Source organism: Rhodanobacter sp. GW835-FHT13D09, from assembly GCF_058793995.1.
On the sequence record NZ_JBXAGL010000005.1, the window covers coordinates 47,448 to 66,089 of the forward strand.

Here is an 18,642-nt window from a genome sequence, read left to right on the forward strand (position 1 = left end):
ATGGCCATCGCGCTGCATGACGTTGATCCGTCGCCCGTCACACACGCGTGAACGCTGCAAGGCGGAGGCACCGCAGGATCTTTCGGGCGGGCATGGCCGGGGCGATGCCGCGGAAAGCCCCGCGATGCCCTTCCTTCCGCGAGGCACCAACCACCCACTGCGGCTTTCGCCGGCCTGGATTTTCACATCGTCTTGAGCCCGCAGCAGAGTAGCGTTGCCCAGTCCGGCAAGTCGCCGGGCGGCGAGGTAACGAGCAGGGGAAATATCGTGGCGACGAACCTACCCGAGAGCATCGACACTCGCTGCGATACCCTTGCCGATCCTGCGCGGCGGCGCCTGCTGGCCGGCCTGCTCACCGCCTACACCGCCTCGCTGATCCCCTGGGCACTGGCGCAACCGGCACCGCGCGCCGACCTCGGCGCCTTCACCGCGCTCTCGGCGATCCTGGTCGGACGGCAGGCGCTGGATGCCGCGCAGGCGAGGCGCCTGTACGACGCCCTCGCCGCCACCCACCCGAACTTTCCGGCCGACGTGCAGGCGCTGCTGGCCCTGATCAACGAACGCCACATCGATCCGTTGCAATTGCAGGGCGTGCTGGACGCCGAACATGCTGCCCTGACGCCGCTGCCGCGGCAGATCGTCAGCGCCTGGTGCCTGGGCGTGATCGGCAGCGGCGAAGGCGCGCGCTGCGTCGCCTACGAGACCGCGCTCAACGCGGTGATCGTGGCCGACGTGCTGAAGCCGCCGACCTATGCCTACGGCAGCTACGGCAGCTGGACCGGCAAACCCGTCTGAAGGAGTGGCAACGCATGTCCGCACAGCAGTCGGCTGACATCGTGGTGATCGGCTCGGGCATCGTCGGCGCGCTGGCCGCGCGCCGGCTGGCGCAGCAGGGCGCCTCGGTGCTGATCCTGGAAGCGGGGCCGCGGCTGGAACGCGCCCGCATCGTCGCCGCGTTCCGCAACTCGCCGCTGAAAGGCAACTGGATGGCGCCGTACCCGCCGTCGGCGTGGGCGCCGCATCCGATCTATGTGCCCAAGGACAACGGCTACCTGAAACAGGCCGGGCCGTATCCCTATCCGGCCGAGTACATCCGCGCGGTGGGCGGCACCACCTGGCACTGGGCCGCACAGGCGTGGCGGCTGGTGCCGAACGACGTGCGCATCAAGAGCCTGTACGGCGTGGGCGTGGACTGGCCGATGACCTACGAGGAACTCGACCCCTGGTATCAGGAAGCGGAGGAGATCCTCGGCGTGGCCGGCGCGGACGACACCGGCTCGCCGCGACAGCATCCGTTCCCGATGGAGCCGGTGGCCGAGCCATGGTCGATGCGCCGCTTCCGCGAACGGCTGGCACCGGTGTATCCGGTGGTCGCCAACACGGTGGCGCGCAACAGCCGCGGCTACGACGGGCGGCCGGCCTGCGTGGGCAACAACAGCTGCCAGCCGATCTGCCCGGTCAACGCGCAGTACCTGGGCATCAACGCGGTGGAGGCGGCCGAGGCGGCGGGAGCAAAGCTGCTGCCCAACGCGGTGGTCTACCGCATCGAACACGACGCTAGCGGCCGCATCGCGGCGGTGCACTACTATGCGCCCGACAAGAGCGAGCACCGCGTCACCGGCAAGACCTTCATCCTCGCCGCGAACGGCATCGAGAGCCCGAAACTGTTGTTGTTGTCGGCCAGCAGCAAGTACCCCGACGGGCTGGCCAACAGCTCCGGCATGGTCGGCCGCCACCTGATGGACCACCCCAGCACCTCGCTCACGTTCTACGCCGACGAGGAACTGTGGCTGGGCCGCGGCCCGCAGAGCCCCAGCTCGATCAACACCCTGCGCGACGGCGCGTTCCGCAGCCAGCACGCGCCGTACCGGCTGGATTTCACCAACATCTCGCAGGTGTTCAGCGTCACCAACGACCTGATCAAGGAAGGCGTGTACGGCGCGGAGTTCGAGAAGCAGCTGCGCTGGCGCGCCGCGCGGCAGGTCAACGTGAAGAACGTGCTGGAGGTGCTGCCCAATCCCGACAACCGCATCGCGCTCAGCGCGGAGAAGGACGCCATGGGCATCCCGAAACCGGAAGCGCACTACGCGATCGACGACTACACGCGCCGCGCCGCGGAAGTGTCCAAGGCCGACTTCGCCCGCATCGCCGAGCTGATGGGCGGCACCGGCCTGCGCTACAGCGCGGAAGGCCAGTTCGCCAACAACCAGCACATCACCGGCACGATGAGCATGGGCAACGATCCGGCGAGCTCGGTGGTCGACGCGTTCGGCCGCACGCACGACCACGAGAACCTGTTCGTCTGCAGCACCGGCGTGATGCCCACCGCGGCCACGATGAACTCCACGCTCACCGCGGTGGCGCTGGCGCTGCGCACCGCCGAGCACATCCTGCCGGCGAAACAGGCGCACGCGGCCACGGCGCGCGCAGACCACCAGGCGGACCTGGCATGAACGCACTGATCCGCTGCCTCCCGCTGCTCGCCCTGATCGGCCCGCTCACCGCCACGCCTGCCGGCGCTGCCGACAACACCGATGCCGCCCTGCTGCAGCGCGGCCAGTACCTGGCCACCGCAGGCGACTGCGTGGCCTGCCATACCGCGCCGGGCGGCAAGCCGTACGCCGGCGGGCTGAAGATATCCACGCCGGTAGGCACCATCGTCAGCACCAATATCACGCCATCGACCAGCACCGGCATCGGCCGCTACACCGAGGCGCAGTTCAGCGACGCCGTGCGCAAGGGCATCCGCGCCGATGGCGCCCACCTGTATCCGGCGATGCTGTACACCTCGTATGCGTTGCTCACCGACGACGACGTGCATGCGCTGTACGCGTACTTCATGCACGGCGTGGCGCCAGTGGACAGCAAGCCGCCGCCGACCCGGCTGCCGTTCCCGTTCAACATCCGCCTGTCGATGGCGGCGTGGAACCTGCTGTTCCTCGACGGCAAGCCGTTCACGCCCGACCCGGGCCAGAGCGCCGAATGGAACCGCGGCGCCTATCTGGTGCGCGGGCTGGCCCACTGCGGCGACTGCCACACGCCGCGCAACCTGCTGATGGCCCAGCGGCCGTCGCGCGAGCTGGCCGGCGGCACGATCGATGGCTGGAGCGGAGTCAACATCACCTCCGACGCGAACAGCGGCATCGGCACCTGGAGCGGGCAGGCTATGGTCGACTACCTGCGGCTCGGCCACGCCCGCGGCAAGGCGCAGGCGGCCGGGCCGATGGCGGAGGCGGTCGAGTACAGCCTGCAGCACCTCGAACCCACCGACCTGCAGGCGATCGCCGCCTACCTGAAGACGGTCCCCGCGCAACACGACCCGGGCGACACCCGGCCCGTCGACAGCTGGGGCGCGGCGTTCGACGGGATCGCCGACCAGCGCGGCACCGCCCTGCCCGACGACGGCGGGCAGTGGAGCGGCGCGCAGCTCTACGACGCGCACTGCGCCAGCTGCCACCAGGCCAGCGGCGAAGGAAGCTTCGACGGCGGTCTGCCGCCGCTGTTCCACAACACCGCCACCGGCCGCGCCGACACCGCCAACCTGGTGCTGGTGATCCTCAACGGCATCCGCTGGCAGACCGGCGACTCCGGCGTGCATATGCCGGGCTTCGCCGACGCGCTGTCCGACCACCAGGTCGCCACCCTCGGCAACTACCTGACACTGCATTACGGCAACCCCGCCGCACGGATCACCGGTACGCAGGTCGCCAACCTGCGCAGCGGCGGTGCGCCGTCGCACCTGGTCGCCCTGGTGCGGCTGGCGATAGTCCTGGTGGTGGTGCTGATCCTCGCCATCATCGTCCTGTGGCGCCGGCGCGGACGGCGCCGGCCTTCCTCCAGCCAGGCCTGACCTGCATGCGCCATCCATCCTGCACGATCCGCGGCCTGCTGCTCGGTGGCGCATTGTGGCTATGTACCCTGCCGGCCATGGCGCAGCAAGCCGGCGGCTGGCTCGTCCAACCCACGCTGACCGGTGACTGGGGCGGCTCGCGCAGCACCCTGCAGGACAAGGGCATCAACCTGCGCGCGCACTGGACCACCGAGAGCGCGGGCAACCCGTCCGGCGGCCGGCGGCAGACCGCGCGCTACACCCAGCAGCTCGATTTCGGCGCCGACTTCGACCTCGACAAGCTGTGGGGCGTGCCCGACGCGAAGATCCAGTTCACCGTCACCAAGCGCGATGGCCGCAGCCTGAGCAACGACGCGCTGGGCAACCTGTTCTCGGTGCAGGAGCTGTACGGTGCGGGGCAGAACTTCCGCCTGGCCGAACTGAACTGGCAGCAGGATTTCCTCGAGCACAAGGTCACCCTCGAACTGGGCTGGTCGCCGATGGGCGACGACCTCGCGCGGCTGGCGGCATTCTGCAATTTCCAGAACGGCATCATCTGCGGCCACGCCAATGCGATGACCACCAACAGCGGCGCGCACAACTACCCCACCGCGCAATGGGGCGCGAGGCTGAAGGTGCATGTCACGCCGACTTTCTACGTGCAGGGCGGCGTCTACCAGAACAATCCGAAAGCGGGCAACCGCGACCAGGGCTGGAACCTCAGCTTCAACAGCAACGGCCTGATCGTGCCGGTCGAGCTGGGCTGGAGCACCCGCCCCGACAACCCGCGGCCCGGCGAGTTCAAGCTCGGCGCCTACTACAACAGCGCCGGCACGCCCGACGTGCTCACCGACGTCAACGGCCTCTCCGCCGGGCTGACCCGCGCCGCGTTCGAGCACCACGACGGCCGCTCGGGCGGCTACTTCATCCTGGACAAGATGGTCTATCGCGAAGGCCCCGGCACCAAGCGGGGGCTCACCCTGGGCGCGATGGGCGGCGTGGGCGACGCGGCGACGGCGAAGTTCCGCTACTTCTGGATCGTCGGCGGCCACTACCAGGGCACCTTCCCCGGCCGCGACAACGACGTGGTCTCGTTCATGGCGGCGTCGGCGCGGATCAATCCGCGACTGACCCGCTACCAGCGCGACCGCGACAGCGTGGCGCCCGGCGCGCTGCCGATCCAGACCTACGAGACCGTGCTGGAAGTGGACTACGGCGCGAAGATCGCGCCGTGGCTCACCCTGCGCCCCAACCTGCAGTACATCATCCGCCCCAACGGCACCGGCAAGATCCCCGACGCCTTCGTGATCGGCCTGTATACGCAGGTGACGTTCTGAACACGATCGAGCCGAAACGACAACGGGCGCCGAGGCGCCCGTTGCCTTCACCGCATGGCCCGCCCGCTCAGAGCGAGTAGTACATCTGGAATTCCAGCGGGTGCGTGCTGGCGCGGTACTTCGTCACTTCCTTCATCTTCACCTCGATGTAGGCGTCGATGAAGTCGTCGGTGAACACGCCGCCGGCCTTGAGGAAGTCGCGGTCCTTGTCCAGCGCTTCCAGCGCGGCGTCCAGGCTGGAGCACACCTGCGGGATGTTCTTCTCTTCTTCCGGCGGCAGGTCGTACAGGTCCTTGTCGGCCGGCGCGCCCGGGTCGATCTTGTTGATGATGCCGTCCAGGCCGGCCATCATCAGCGCGGTGAACACCAGGTAGCCGGAGTTCATCGGGTCGGGGAAGCGCACCTCGATGCGGCGGCCCTTGGGGCTGGCCACGTACGGGATGCGGCAGCTCGCCGAACGGTTGCGCGCCGAGTAGGCCAGCATCACCGGCGCCTCGAAGCCCGGCACCAGCCGCTTGTAGCTGTTGGTGGTGGAGTTGGCGAAGGCGTTGATCGCGCGGGCATGTTTGAAGATGCCGCCGATGTACCACAGCGCGGTCTGGCTGAGGCCGCCGTAGAGGTCGCCGGCGAACAGGTTTTCGCCGTTCTTCGACAGCGACTGGTGCACGTGCATGCCCGAGCCGTTGTCGCCGACCAGCGGCTTCGGCATGAAGGTGACGGTCTTGCCGTTCTGGTGCGCCACGTTCTTGATGACGTACTTCATCGTCAGCAGTTCGTCGGCCTTCTTCACCAGCGTGTTGAACCTCACGCCGATCTCGCACTGGCCGGCGTTGGCCACCTCGTGGTGGTGCACCTCGACCTTCTGCCCCAGCGACTCCAGCACCTTGCACATGTCGGCGCGCAGGTCGCCCAGCGAATCGACCGGGCTGACCGGGAAGTAGCCGCCCTTCACGCCCGGGCGGTGGCCGCTGTTGTTGCCGTCGTACTTGTAGCGCGACGACCACGCCGCTTCTTCCGAGCCGATCTCGTAGAACACGCGGCCGGGATCGTTCTGCCAGCGCGCCGAGTCGAAGATGAAGAACTCCGGCTCCGGGCCGAAGAACGCGGTGTCGGCGATGCCGGTGGATTTCAGGAACGCCTCGCCGCGCTTGGCGATCGAGCGCGGGTCGCGGCCGTAGGCCTGCATAGTGCTCGGCTCCAGCACGTCGCAGTGCAGGATCAGCTGGGTGTGCGAGCTGAACGGGTCGAGGTGGGCGGTGTCCGGGTCGGGCAGCAGGATCATGTCCGACTCGTTGATGCCCTTCCAGCCGGTGATCGAGGAGCCGTCGAACATCTTGCCGTCCTCGAACGTCGACTCGTCGATCGCGTGGGCCGGGAAGGTGACGTGGTGATGCGTACCGAGCATATCGGCGAAGCGGAAGTCGACGAACTCGACCTCATGCTCCTGGATCAGGTCGAGCACTTTGTTGGCGGACATGGGACAACCTCGAAGGTGGATGGTGACTGGTCTTTGGCAAGGTCCGTGCCAGCGGGCAGAACCGTTGTCCGACAACGGCTTGACGGATGCCACGGCGACGGTAAGGGTGGCTTCGGGCAGCATGATGGTGCAATGTGGCCGGCACATTGCACCATTATGGTTCGGTCGTCACGCCCGGCGACCGCCCGCCTCATCCATCGTAGGCGCTTTCGCCATGCGAGGTAATGTCCAGCCCCTCGCGCTCCGCCTCGTACGACACGCGCAGGCCGAACACCGCCTTGACCGCCAGGTAGGCCAGCACCGAAACCACGCCGCTCCAGAATACGGTGATGCCCACGCCCAGCGCCTGCACGCCGAGCTGGTGGACCACTGAATAGTCCGCTGCGCCGGTGCCGCCCAGCGCCGGTGCGGTGAACACGCCGGTCAGCAGCGCGCCCACGATGCCGCCGACGCCGTGCACGCCGAACACGTCCAGCGCATCGTCCGCGCGCAGCAGCTTCTTCAGCCCGGTCACGCCCCACACGCAGCAGAAACTGGCCATTGCGCCGATCACGATCGCGCCCATCGGCCCCACCGTGCCGCAGGCCGGGGTGATCCCGACCAGGCCGGCCACCGCGCCGGAGGCGCCGCCCACCATCGACGCATGGCCGCGCATCACCGCCTCCATCGCCAGCCACGCCAGCACCGCCGCCGCCGCCGCCAGCAGGGTGTTGATGAAGGCCAGCCCCGCGCCCGCGTTCGCCTCCAGGTTGGAGCCGGCGTTGAAGCCAAACCAGCCCACCCACAGCAACGCCGCGCCGACCATGGTGAACGTCACGTTGTGCGGCTTCATCGGCTCGCGGCCGAAGCCCAGCCGCGGTCCGACGAACCAGGCGCCGACCAGGCCGGCCACGCCGGCGTTGATGTGCACCACGGTGCCGCCGGCGAAATCCAGCGCGCCCCTGGCGAACAGGAAGCCGTTCGGCCCCGCCCACACCATGTGCGCGATCGGCAGGTAGGCGAAGGTGAACCAGATCGCCGCGAACAGCAGCACTGCGCGGAAACGCATGCGCTCGGCGAACGCACCCACGATCAGCGCGCCGGTGATGCCGGCGAAGGTGGCCTGGAACGCCACGAACACGTACTCCGGCAGCGACACGCCGGCGGTGAACGTGGCCGCCAGCGTGTCTTTCGTCACGCCGTGCAGGAACAGCTTGGCGAAGTCGCCGATCACCGCGCCGCCGCCGCTGAATGCGAGGCTGTAGCCGTACGCCACCCACAGCAGCAGCAAGAGCGAAAACACCGTCAGCACCTGCATCAAGATCGACAGCACGTTCTTCGAACGCACCAGGCCGCCGTAGAACAGCGCCAGCCCCGGCACCGTCATCATCAGTACCAGCAAGGTGGAGGTGAGCATCCAGGCCACGTCGCCCTTGTCGACCACCGGCGCGGCCGCGGTGGCGTGCAGCATCGGCGCGGCCAGGGCCAGCGCCAGGCCAGCGCCGATGCCGCGATGGAACTTGAACTCTTTCATGGAAAACCTCGCGTGCTTCGGGTCAGAGGGCGTCGGCGTCGAGTTCGCCGGTGCGGATGCGGATCACCTGGTCCACGCCGGTGACGAAGACCTTGCCGTCGCCGACGTTGCCGGTGCGGGCCGAGTGCTGGATCTCCTCCAGCACGGCGTCGAGCAGCTCGTCGGGCACCACCACCTCGACCTTGAGCTTGGGCAGGAAATCGACCACGTACTCGGCGCCGCGGTACAGCTCGGTGTGGCCCTTCTGGCGGCCGAAGCCGCGCACTTCCGTCACCGTGATGCCCGACACGCCGGCGCGCGCGAGCGCGTCGCGGACCTCGTCGAGCTTGTACGGGCGGATGACGCTGGTGATCATTTTCATGGATGGCTCCCGGTGGAATGTCTTTCAGAACGACCTGGCCACGCTCAGCAGCGCGGTGGCGCGGCCCAGGTAATGGCCATGCGCATTGGTGTAGGCCGCCCTGCCCGCATTGGTGTCGCAGTAGGCCAGCGCCGCCGACCAGGCGCTGCCGACGTTGCGGGTCACGCCCAGCTTCCAGTCGCTGTACGAGGCGCCGGGCACGTTCGCCACGTGCTGGTGACCGGCGTGCGCGTTGAGCAGCCAGCCCGGCGCAAACTCCTGGTTCCACGACAGGTCGAGGTAGCCGCTGTGCCGGCTGCCGGCGTAGCCGAACAGGTCGGTGAAGGCGTACGAGTACTTCAGCGACACGCTTTTCCAGGCCAGTGCGGCATAGCCCTCGGTGGTATTGGGCAGGGTGGAGCCCGCCGGGTAGCTGCCGGGGTACTGGTAGCGGTATACGCCGACGTCCCCGCTCCAGTCGCCGCCGAGGCTGCCGCGCCAGCCGCCGTAGAGATCCAGCTCCACGCTGCTGGAAACCGGCGCCGCGGAGGTCGACCCGTCGGACAGCCAGCTGACATTGCTGCCCCAGCCGCCGAGGTACCAGCCGCTGGCATGGTCGAATTCGACGCCGGCCTGCACCGCAGGCTTGCGATCGGTCTGCGAAAGCCCGCGGAACAGGTAGTCGCTGACCACGCCGGCGCTGCCGACCCACTTGCTGGCCGGCACCTCGCCGGCCCGCGCCGGCACCAGGCCGGAGGCGGCACAGCACAGCACGACGGCCGCCGCGGATATCCAATTTCGTTTCATTGGCTACGCTTCCTCGGTGGTGGCGTCGCGGCGATGGCCGTCCAGACGTCCATCAGCTGCCGCGACACGGTCATGCGATTGCATGACCCCCTGTTCCCTCAGCAAGCCACGTGCCACGGACGGAAACCGTTGGCGTGACTGCCTCGGCGGCGCCGTGGCGAGCCGGCCGCGTCCGCGTTAGCACCATCTGCACCCACCGTGGCGGCCGGTTTGCACTGTTCCAGTGCGTGTACGGTCGGCTGGCGCGCCCGGCCCGCAACCCTCCAGTACGGAGGCAAAACCCGTAAGCTATGGCGCTTCATGCCGACAATCCGCTCGACGGCACGTCTCCACCACCCTGCCAACGGACCCCTCCCGTGACCGACCTGCTCAGCGTCATCCTGCTCGGCATCATCGAAGGCATCACCGAATTCCTGCCGATCTCCTCCACCGGCCACCTGCTGATCGCCGAGAAGTTCGGGCTGGGCGCGCGCTCGGACCTGTTCAACATCGGCATCCAGGCCGGTGCGATCCTGGCGGTCACGCTGATCTACTGGAAGCGCATCTGGCAGCTGTCGACGCAGTGGCGCGACCCGGCCAACCGCGACTACCTGCTGAAGCTGGTGGTGGCCTTCCTGATCACCGCGGTTATCGGCCTCGCGGCGGTGAAACTGGGCTTCAAGCTGCCCGAGACGGTAACCCCGGTCGCCTGGGCGCTGGTGATCGGCGGCCTGTGGATGATCGCGGCCGAACGACTGGCCGCGCGCCAACCCGAGCGCAGCGCGGTGACGTGGAAGGTGACGATCCTGGTCGGCATCGCGCAGATGGTCGCCGGCATCTTCCCCGGCACCTCGCGTTCGGCCGCGACGATCTTCGCGGCGATGCTGTTCGGCACCAGCAACCGCGCGGCGGCCACCGAGTTCGCGTTCCTGGTCGGCATCCCCACGATGTACGCGGCCACCGGCTACGAGCTGCTAAAGGTGGTGAAGGACGGCAGCGCCGCGCACGAGGACTGGACCGCGCTGGTCGTCGGCTTCGTGGTCTCGGCGATCGTCGCGTTCGTGGCAGTGAAGTGGCTGCTCGGCTACATCCGCAGCCACACCTTCACCCCCTTCGCGATCTACCGCATCGCGTTCGGCGTGGCGCTGCTGTTGCTGGTGCCGGCCGGCGCCTGATCACGCCGCTGCCGGCATCCGTTCGTCGCGGGCGGCCTTCCGGGCGGTGCCGCCCGGGGCGATCCGGCACTGCGGCTTGCTGGTGCGCTCGAACAGCTCGCTGATCCAGCCGATGAAGGCCTGCACCCGCGCCGACAGGTGGCGCTTCTGCGGGTAGACGATCCACACCGGCGAGCCGGTGGAGATCGTGTCGCTCATGACGATCTCCAGCTGGCCCTTGGCCAGTGCGCTGGCGGCCAGGCAATGCGGGATCTGGATGATGCCCAGGCCGGCCACCGCGGCCTGGATCACCGACTCGCCGTCGTTGATCAGCATATGCGCGTCGATGTCCAGCGCGACACGCCCGCCAGGCGTGTCGAACTGCCACTGGTACGGCTTGCCGCTGCTGGGGTAGACGTAGTTGATGCAGCGGTGCTGCCTCAGTTCCTCGATGTTCTGCGGCACGCCGTGCCTGCGCAGGTACTCGGGCGAGGCGCACAGCACGTTGCTGAAGTAGCCGAGCTTGCGCGCGATCAGGTTGGAATCGGCCAGTTCGCCCATGCGGATCGCGCAGTCGTAGCCTTCCTCGTTGAGGTCGAAGTGGTAGTCGCACATCGCCAGTTCCAGGCGGATGTCCGGGTAGCGCTGCTCGAACGCGGCAAGGTTCGGGATCAGCGCCGAACGGCCGATCGCCGAGTGCGCGGCGACCCGCAACTTGCCCACAGGATGGCTGCGCGCATGCCCCAGCGCCTCGGTCGCCTCGGCCAGATCGGCAAGGATCTCCTTGCAACGGGCGTGGAACGAGGCCCCATCGTCGGTCAAACGCAATGACCGGGTAGAACGGAACAGCAGTCGTGCGCCGAGCTGGGTTTCCAGCCGCGACACGGCCCGGCTAACCCCGGACGGAGTCATGCCCAACTGGTTGGCGGCGGCGGCGAAACTCTTGGCTTCGACCACGCGGACGAAGGTCGAAATGGCGGAAAAGTCTTCCATGGTTTCAATTCCTCGTCGATTCGTGACTGCGGCGCACGAGTGTAGTGCGCAAGAAACGGATTTTCTATACCGAAAAGTACACCTATTCTCTCGGCCCTTCGCCGGGTTCCCCCTCCCCGGCCAACATGGTGTTGGGAGCGCATGATGAAAAAACAATGGATGCTGGTCCCCCTGGTCGCGGCCGGCGCACTGGGCAGCTGGCTGCTGCTGCACGGCAACGACAGCCACGCGCAGGGCCCCGCCGCCGGTGGCCCGCCGGAGGTGACGATGGCGCAGGCGTTGACCCGGCGGGTCAGCGACAGCGCCGAGTTCACCGGCCGGCTGCAAGCGGTCAACACGGTGCAGGTACAGCCGCGCGTGGGCGGCTTCGTGGAGTCGGTGCAGTTCCAGGAAGGCGCGCTGGTGCGCAAGGGCGACGTGCTGTTCCAGCTCGATGCCCGCCCGTACCAGGCGGAGGTCGACCGGCTGGTCGCCAACCAAGCACAGGCCCGCGCCGAGCTGAGCCTGGCCGAGACCAACCAGCGCCGCGCCGAGATGCTGCTGGCCCAGCACGCGATCGCGCAGCAGGAAGCCGACCGCCAGGCCACCACCGCGCAGAGCGCGCGGGCGCAGCTGGGCGCGGCCACCGCCGCGCTCGCCGCGGCGCGGCTGAACCTGGACTTCACCCGGGTGCGCGCACCGATCGACGGCCGCGTCAGCAACGCGCGGGTCACCCCCGGCAACCTGGTCACCAGCAACGACGTGCTGACCAGCATGGTCTCGGTGAACCCGGTCTACGTCTACTTCGACGTGGACGAGCAGACCTGGCTCAAGCTCGACCACCTGCGCGCCAGCGCGAAGCAGGCCGGCCACGACGCGCGGATCGAGGCGGCGATGGGCCTGGCCGACGAATCGGGCTACCCGCACGAAGGTCGCCTCGATTTCGTCGACAATCAGCTGCACACCGGCTCCGGCACGATGCGCCTGCGCGCGGTGTTCGACAACGCCGACGGCCTGTACACGCCAGGCCTGTACGCCCGCGTGCAGCTGCAGAGCGGCCAGGCCCGGGCGCGCGTGCTGGTGGACGACCGCGCGATCGGCACCGACCTCGGCAACCGCTTCGTCTACGTGGTCGACCAGGAATACAAGGTGCAGTACCGCAAGGTCGACACCGGCGCGCTGTTCCATGGCCTGCGCGTGATCGACAGCGGCCTCGCGCCGACCGACGTGGTGGTGGTGAACGGCCTGCAGCGCGTGCGCCCCGGCGTCCAGGTGAACCCGCAGCAGGTGGCGATGGGCTACCGGCTGGATGCGGCGGACAAGGCGCTGGTGGAGCGCGGCGATGCGCCGAATGTGGACAAGCGCACGGCGCAGGCCAATACGGCGGCAGCAAAGGTACCGCAGGGTTGACGATGCGCCCCCTCCCCTGCGTGCAGCAGGGGAGGGTTGGGGAGGGGTGAAGCCCTCCAGTCTGACGCAAAGCAAGCGCAAGAGCGTTACCCCCTCCCCGCCTCCCCCTGCTGCGCAGGGGGAGGAGCAAAGAAAGACCGAAGCCGTCAACCGGCTTCGTCGAGGATCTTTTGCATGAAAAACATCGCCCAATTCTTCGTCGACCGGCCGATCATGGCCGCCGTGCTGTCGCTGCTGTTCGTGATCACCGGCGCCATCGCGGTGTTCCAGCTGCCGATCAGCGAATACCCCGAGGTGGTGCCGCCCACCGTGGTGGTGCGCGCCGCCTACCCCGGCGCCAACCCGAAGGTGATCGCCGAAACCGTCGCCACCCCACTGGAGGAACAGATCAACGGCGTGCAGGGCATGCTGTACACCTCCTCGCAGGCCACCAGCGACGGCGCGATGACGCTGACCGTAACCTTCGCGCTGGGCACCAATCTCGACACCGCCCAGGTCGACGTGCAGAACCGCGTGGCGCAGGCACTGCCGAAACTTCCCGAGGAAGTGCAGCGGCTGGGCGTCACCACGCAGAAGAGTTCGCCCGACCTGACCATGGTGGTGCACCTCATCTCGCCCGACCAGCGCTACGACATGCTGTATCTGTCGAACTACGCGCGACTGCACGTGAAGGACGTGCTGGGTCGGCTCGACGGCGTGGGCGACGTGCAGATCTTCGGCGCCGGCGAGTACTCGATGCGCGTGTGGCTGGACCCGCAGAAGCTGGCGCAGCGCTCGCTCACCACCGGCGACGTGATCGCCGCGATCCGCGAGCAGAACGTGCAGGTCGCCGCCGGCGCGCTGAACGCGCCGCCGGGTCCGGGCAAGGCCGCGTTCCAGCTCAACATCAACACCCGCGGCCGGCTGGTCAGCGAGGACGACTTCCGCAACATCATCGTGCGCACCGATGCGAGCGGCGGTGTCATCCACCTCGGCGACGTGGCCAAGGTCGACCTCGGCTCGAACAACTACGCGCTGCGCAGCCTGCTCGACAACAAGCCCGCGGTGGCGCTGCCGATCTTCGCGCGGCCCGGTTCCAACGCGATCCAGATCTCCGACGAGGTGCGCGCCACCATGGCGCAGCTGAAGAAGGAGTTCCCGCAGGGCGTCGACTATTCCATCGTGTACGACCCGACCGTGTTCGTGCGCGGCTCGATCGAGGCGGTGGCGCACACGCTGCTGGAGGCGATCCTGCTGGTGGTGCTGGTGGTGATCCTGTTCCTGCAGACCTGGCGCGCCTCGATCATCCCGCTGGTGGCGGTGCCGGTGTCGCTGATCGGCACCTTCGCGGTGATGCACCTGGCCGGCTTCTCGCTCAACGCGCTGAGCCTGTTCGGCCTGGTGCTGGCGATCGGCATCGTGGTCGACGACGCGATCGTGGTGGTAGAGAACGTGGAGCGGCACATCGAGCTGGGCCAGTCGCCGAAGGAGGCCACGCGCCAGGCGATGCGCGAGGTCACCGGGCCGATCGTGGCCACCGCGCTGGTGCTGTGCGCGGTGTTCATCCCCACCGCCTTCGTCAGCGGCCTCACCGGCCAGTTCTACCGCCAGTTCGCGCTGACCATCGCGATCTCCACGGTGATCTCCGCGTTCAACTCGCTGACCCTGAGCCCGGCGCTGGCCGCCGTGCTGCTGAAGGGCCACGACGCGCCGAAGGACCGCCTCACGCGCGGCATCGATCGCGCATTCGGCTGGCTGTTCCGCCCGTTCAACCGCGTCTTCCATCGCGGCTCGGAGCGCTATGTTGGCGGCGTGAAGCGCATCGTGGGCAAGGGCAAGCTGGCGCTGGTGGTGTATGCCGGTCTGATCGCACTGACCTGGTTCGGCTTCTCGCACGTGCCGACCGGCTTCGTGCCGGGTCAGGACAAGCAGTACCTGGTGGCGTTCGCGCAGCTGCCCGACGCAGCCTCGCTCGACCGTTCCGAGGACGTGATCCAGCGCATGGGCGCGATCGCCCTGCAGCAGCCGGGCGTGGAACATGCGGTGGCCTTCCCCGGGCTGTCGATCAACGGCCTCACCAACTCGACCAACTCCGGCATCGTGTTCGTCGCGCTGAAGCCGTTCGAGCAACGCCGTGACGCATCGCTGTCGGCCGGCGCGATCGCCGGCGCGCTGAACCAGAAGTTCGCCGCGATCCAGGACGCGTACATCGCGGTGTTCCCGCCGCCGCCGGTGATGGGGCTGGGCACGATCGGCGGCTTCCGCCTGCAGATCGAGGATCGCGCCGACCGCGGCTTCGACGAGCTGTACCAGCAGACGCAGAACCTGATCGCCGCCAGCCGCAAGGATCCGGCGCTGGCCGGGCTGTTCTCCAGCTTCCAGATCAGCGTGCCGCAGGTGGACGCCGAGGTGGACCGCGAGAAGGCCAAGACCGTCGGCGTGAACCTGGCCGACGTGTACCAGACCATGCAGGCCTATCTGGGCTCGCTCTACGTCAACGACTTCAACCGCTTCGGCCGCACCTACCAGGTGAACGTCTCGGCCGATCCGGCGTTCCGGCACACGCCGCAGGACATCCTGCAGCTGAAGACGCGCAACGCGCAGGGTCAGATGGTGCCGCTGGGTTCGTTCGTCACCGTGCAGCAGGGTGCCGGCCCGGACCGGGTGCAGCACTACAACGGCTACGCCACCGCCGAGATCAACGGCGGCCCCGCGCCGGGCTTCAGTTCCGGCCAGGCGCAGGCGGCGATGGAGAAACTGGCGAGGGACAACCTGCCCAACGGCATCAGCTTCGAGTGGACCGAACTGACCTACCAGCAGATCCTCGCCGGCAATACCGCGATCCTGGTGTTCCCGCTGTGCGTGCTGCTGGTGTTCCTGGTGCTGTCGTCGCTGTACGAGAGCTGGTCGCTGCCGCTGGCGGTGATCCTGATCGTGCCGATGGTGCTGCTGTCAGCGATCGCCGGCGTGTGGCTCAGCGGCGGCGACAACAACATCTTCACCCAGATCGGTCTGATCGTGCTGGTCGGACTGGCGTGCAAGAACGCGATCCTGATCGTGGAGTTCGCTCGCGAACGCCAGCATGAAGGCATGAGCCGCCACGAGGCGGTGCTGGAAGCGGCGAAGCTGCGGCTGCGCCCGATCCTGATGACCTCGTTCGCCTTCATCATGGGCGTGGTGCCGCTGGTCGCCTCGCAGGGCGCCGGCGCCGAGATGCGCCACGCGATGGGCGTGGCGGTGTTCGCCGGCATGCTCGGCGTGACCATCTTCGGGCTGATCTACACGCCGCTGTTCTACGTCGTCATCCGCGCCCTGGTCGAGCGCCGCGAGGCGCGCGCGGCCGAACGCGCCGCCGCGCATGCGCTACCGGCGCTGGAGAACCATTGATGAAAACCCTCATGACAATGTCCGGACCCACAGCGCCGCAGGATCTCGCCCGGCAAGGTAACCGTAGGGCGGGCATCGTCCGCCACACCGCCACAGCAGGCGACGCGGGCACCACGGCGGGCAGTGCCCGCCCTACACCCCACCGCTCGGCTTTCGCCGGGATGACGGTGGTGGTTCTTCGAGCGTCGCTGCTGGCAGCCGCCCTCGCACTGGCCGGCTGCGCCAGCGTGGGTCCTGACTACCATGCGGCGAAGATTGCCGCGCCGCAGCTGCAGGGACTGGACGCCGCGCAGGAAAACAACGCGCAGTTCCAGGCCGCCTGGTGGAAGCAGTTCAACGATCCCGTGCTGGATGCACTGATCCAGCGTGCCGCCGCGAACAACCTCGACCTGCGCATCGCGGTGGCACGTCTGCAGGAATCGCGCGCGCTGCTGAGTGGTGCGAAATCCGACCAGCTGCCGACGATCGACACCCGCGTGAACTACACCCGCAGCCGCGGCCAGCAGCCCGGCTTCGGCACGCAGCGCCGTACCACCACGACCTACCAGGCCGGCTTCGATGCCTCGTGGGAGCTGGACCTGTTCGGCGGCGTACGCCGCTCGGTGGAGGCGGCTGGCGCCGACCTCGGCGCCAGCGAAGCGGCATTGCATGATGCCCAGGTCAGCCTGCTGGCCGAGGTCGCGCGCAACTATTTCGAATTGCGCGGCAACCAATTGCGGCTGGACATCGCCCGCCGCGACATCGACAACCAGCAGCAGACCGTGCACCTCACCGAGGTGCGCCAGCAGCTCGGCTCCGGCGCGGAGCAGGACGTGGCCAGCGCGAAGGCGCGGCTCGCCGCGGTGCAGGCGCAGCTGCCGCTGCTGCAGGCCCAGGCCAGCGCCAGCGAGTACCGCCTCGCCGTGCTGCTGGGCGCGCGACCGGGCGAGCTGGACATCGACGTGTCGCCGAAGAGCTTCATCCCGATCGCGGCGAGCCTGCCGATCGGCGACGCCGGCGACGTGCTGTCACGCCGTCCGGACGTGCGGACGGCCGAACGCGAATACGCCGCCGCCACCGCGCGCATCGGCGTGGCCAAGGCGGATTTCTTCCCGCACATCACGCTGGGTGGCTTCCTCGGCTTCCTGTCCGGGCGCAGCAACGATTTCGGCAGTCCTTCGACGCGCGCGTGGTCGCTGGCGCCCAGCATCAGCTGGGCCGGCCTCAACGTGCAGCGCGTGCGCGCCAACCTGCACGCCAGCGAGGCGCGCGCCGATGCGGCGCAGGCGAACTACCAGCGCACCGTGCTCGAAGCGATCGAGGACATCGACAACGCCGTCACCGGCTTCAACCAGCAGCGCATCCGCGTCGACCGCCTGATCGAGCAGGCCGCGCAGAGCAAGCGCGCCGCCGACCTCGCGCGCGTGCGCTACCAGGAAGGCGCCACCGGCTTCCTCGAACTGCTCGACGCCGAGCGCACCCAGCTCGCCGCCGAGGATGACCTGGCCCAGGCCGAGGCGGCGATCAACACCCGCGCCGTCGCGTTGTACAAGTCGCTCGGCGGCGGCTGGCAGGCCTGCGGCGACGAACGCTGCAGCGCCGTGGCCCGGGCCGGCATGCCATGAGCCGCCCGGCCCGGCGCCTGCCGGCCGCCACGCCGGTCTATCGCGTGGCGCTGGTCAGCGGCGCCAATCGCGGCCTCGGTTTCGAGGTGGCGCGGCAGCTCAGCGGGTACGGCATGACCGTGCTGCTGGGCGCGCGCGACCTGGACAAGGGCCTGCACGCGGCGCGCCAGCTGGCCGGCGGCCACGGCGAGGTAGTCGCGGTGCAGCTGGACGTGACCTGCCAGGACCAGGTCGATACGCTGGCGCGCTGGGTCGAGCTGACCTACGGCCGGCTCGATGTGCTGGTCAACAACGCCGGCGGCCATTACGACCACGACGCCCATGCCAGCCACGCCGACCTCGCGCCGGCGCTGGACGCGATGCAAACCCACCTGTTCGGCACCTGGCGACTGAGCAGCGCGCTGTTGCCGCTGATGCGCCGGCACGGCTACGGCCGCATCGTCAACGTCTCCAGCGGCTGCGGCGCCAGCGGGTCGAACAGCGGCCATTGCGTGGCCTACCGCACCTCCAAGTCCGCACTCAACGCGTACACCCGCACGCTCGCGGCCGAACTGGAAGGCAGCGGCATCGCGGTCAACGCGGTGTGCCCGGGCTGGGTCGCCACCGAACTCGGCGGCCCCGGCGGCCGGCCGGTGAGCGTCGGCGCCGCCGGCATCGTGTGGGCCGCCAGTCTGGCCGCACCGGCGCCGACCGGGCGCTTCTTCCGCGACGGCGAAGCGATCCCGTGGTGAATCCCGGCGCGGCACGATCATCGCGAGCCAACGCCGGCGCGACGCACGTTCGCGATCCACCGCATCGCGTTCGGCGTGGCGCTGCCGCGGCTGGTACGGCTGGCGCCTGCCCTCCCGGTTTTG

General features: G+C 68.7%; 14 protein-coding genes. 9 read left to right on the forward strand and 5 right to left on the reverse strand.

Features of this window, described 5'->3' with window-relative positions:
* Positions 1 to 267 precede the first annotated feature (267 nt).
* The 4 genes from AC1Q5A_RS08840 to AC1Q5A_RS08855 are packed head-to-tail and all read left to right on the forward strand — an operon-like array spanning position 268 to position 5,166.
* Complete coding sequence (locus tag AC1Q5A_RS08840; protein WP_492700270.1) at positions 268 to 795, forward strand: sugar dehydrogenase complex small subunit; 528 nt, start codon at positions 268 to 270, stop codon at positions 793 to 795.
* A 14-nt stretch (positions 796 to 809) separates the two neighbouring features.
* Positions 810 to 2,453, forward strand: a complete 1,644-nt coding sequence (locus tag AC1Q5A_RS08845) for a GMC family oxidoreductase (protein WP_492700272.1) — start codon at positions 810 to 812, stop codon at positions 2,451 to 2,453.
* Positions 2,450 to 3,850, forward strand: coding sequence for a c-type cytochrome (locus AC1Q5A_RS08850; protein WP_492700274.1), 1,401 nt, complete (start codon positions 2,450 to 2,452; stop codon positions 3,848 to 3,850). The genes AC1Q5A_RS08845 and AC1Q5A_RS08850 overlap by 4 nt, the downstream gene beginning before the upstream one ends.
* Before the next feature lie 5 nt (positions 3,851 to 3,855).
* Positions 3,856 to 5,166 carry a carbohydrate porin gene (locus AC1Q5A_RS08855; RefSeq protein ID WP_492700276.1) on the forward strand — a complete coding sequence of 437 codons (1,311 nt, stop codon included), beginning with the start codon at positions 3,856 to 3,858 and terminating at the stop codon, positions 5,164 to 5,166.
* 67 nt (positions 5,167 to 5,233) lie between these two features.
* Here AC1Q5A_RS08855 and glnA read toward each other — a convergent pair whose 3' ends face one another.
* The 4 genes from glnA to AC1Q5A_RS08875 form a co-directional block, all read right to left on the reverse strand.
* Positions 5,234 to 6,643 carry a type I glutamate--ammonia ligase gene (gene glnA, locus AC1Q5A_RS08860; protein WP_114340410.1) on the reverse strand — a complete coding sequence of 470 codons (1,410 nt, stop codon included), beginning with the start codon at positions 6,641 to 6,643 and terminating at the stop codon, positions 5,234 to 5,236.
* Between the two features lie 190 nt (positions 6,644 to 6,833).
* Positions 6,834 to 8,156: an ammonium transporter gene (locus AC1Q5A_RS08865; RefSeq protein ID WP_492700278.1), complete on the reverse strand. Its 1,323-nt coding sequence runs from the start codon at positions 8,154 to 8,156 to the stop codon at positions 6,834 to 6,836.
* A 22-nt stretch (positions 8,157 to 8,178) separates the two neighbouring features.
* Positions 8,179 to 8,517: a P-II family nitrogen regulator gene (locus AC1Q5A_RS08870; RefSeq protein WP_492700281.1), complete on the reverse strand. Its 339-nt coding sequence runs from the start codon at positions 8,515 to 8,517 to the stop codon at positions 8,179 to 8,181.
* A 24-nt stretch (positions 8,518 to 8,541) separates the two neighbouring features.
* Positions 8,542 to 9,303 carry a TorF family putative porin gene (locus AC1Q5A_RS08875; protein ID WP_492700283.1) on the reverse strand — a complete coding sequence of 254 codons (762 nt, stop codon included), beginning with the start codon at positions 9,301 to 9,303 and terminating at the stop codon, positions 8,542 to 8,544.
* 356 nt (positions 9,304 to 9,659) lie between these two features.
* On the opposite strand from AC1Q5A_RS08875, the gene AC1Q5A_RS08880 reads away from it, so the two are divergent.
* Complete coding sequence (locus AC1Q5A_RS08880) at positions 9,660 to 10,457, forward strand: undecaprenyl-diphosphate phosphatase (protein WP_492700286.1); 798 nt, start codon at positions 9,660 to 9,662, stop codon at positions 10,455 to 10,457.
* On the opposite strand, the gene AC1Q5A_RS08885 is transcribed toward AC1Q5A_RS08880, so the two are convergent.
* Positions 10,458 to 11,429, reverse strand: a complete 972-nt coding sequence (locus AC1Q5A_RS08885; RefSeq protein WP_492700288.1) for a LysR family transcriptional regulator — start codon at positions 11,427 to 11,429, stop codon at positions 10,458 to 10,460. It abuts the gene before it with no gap.
* A gap of 144 nt (positions 11,430 to 11,573) precedes the next feature.
* Here AC1Q5A_RS08885 and AC1Q5A_RS08890 point away from each other — a divergent pair, with 144 nt between their 5' ends.
* The 4 genes from AC1Q5A_RS08890 (at position 11,574) to AC1Q5A_RS08905 (ending at position 18,519) form a co-directional block, all read left to right on the forward strand.
* Entirely contained in the window at positions 11,574 to 12,818 is a 1,245-nt protein-coding gene (locus AC1Q5A_RS08890) for an efflux RND transporter periplasmic adaptor subunit (RefSeq protein ID WP_492700290.1), read from the forward strand.
* A 174-nt stretch (positions 12,819 to 12,992) separates the two neighbouring features.
* The gene (locus AC1Q5A_RS08895; RefSeq protein ID WP_492700291.1) at positions 12,993 to 16,184 is read left to right on the forward strand and encodes an efflux RND transporter permease subunit; all 3,192 of its coding nucleotides are present in this window, start codon (positions 12,993 to 12,995) and stop codon (positions 16,182 to 16,184) included.
* Between the two features lie 161 nt (positions 16,185 to 16,345).
* Positions 16,346 to 17,788, forward strand: coding sequence for an efflux transporter outer membrane subunit (locus AC1Q5A_RS08900; RefSeq protein ID WP_492700293.1), 1,443 nt, complete (start codon positions 16,346 to 16,348; stop codon positions 17,786 to 17,788).
* Entirely contained in the window at positions 17,785 to 18,519 is a 735-nt protein-coding gene (locus tag AC1Q5A_RS08905; RefSeq protein WP_492700295.1) for an SDR family NAD(P)-dependent oxidoreductase, read from the forward strand. Before AC1Q5A_RS08900 ends, AC1Q5A_RS08905 begins: the two co-directional genes overlap by 4 nt.
* Positions 18,520 to 18,642 lie beyond the last annotated feature (123 nt).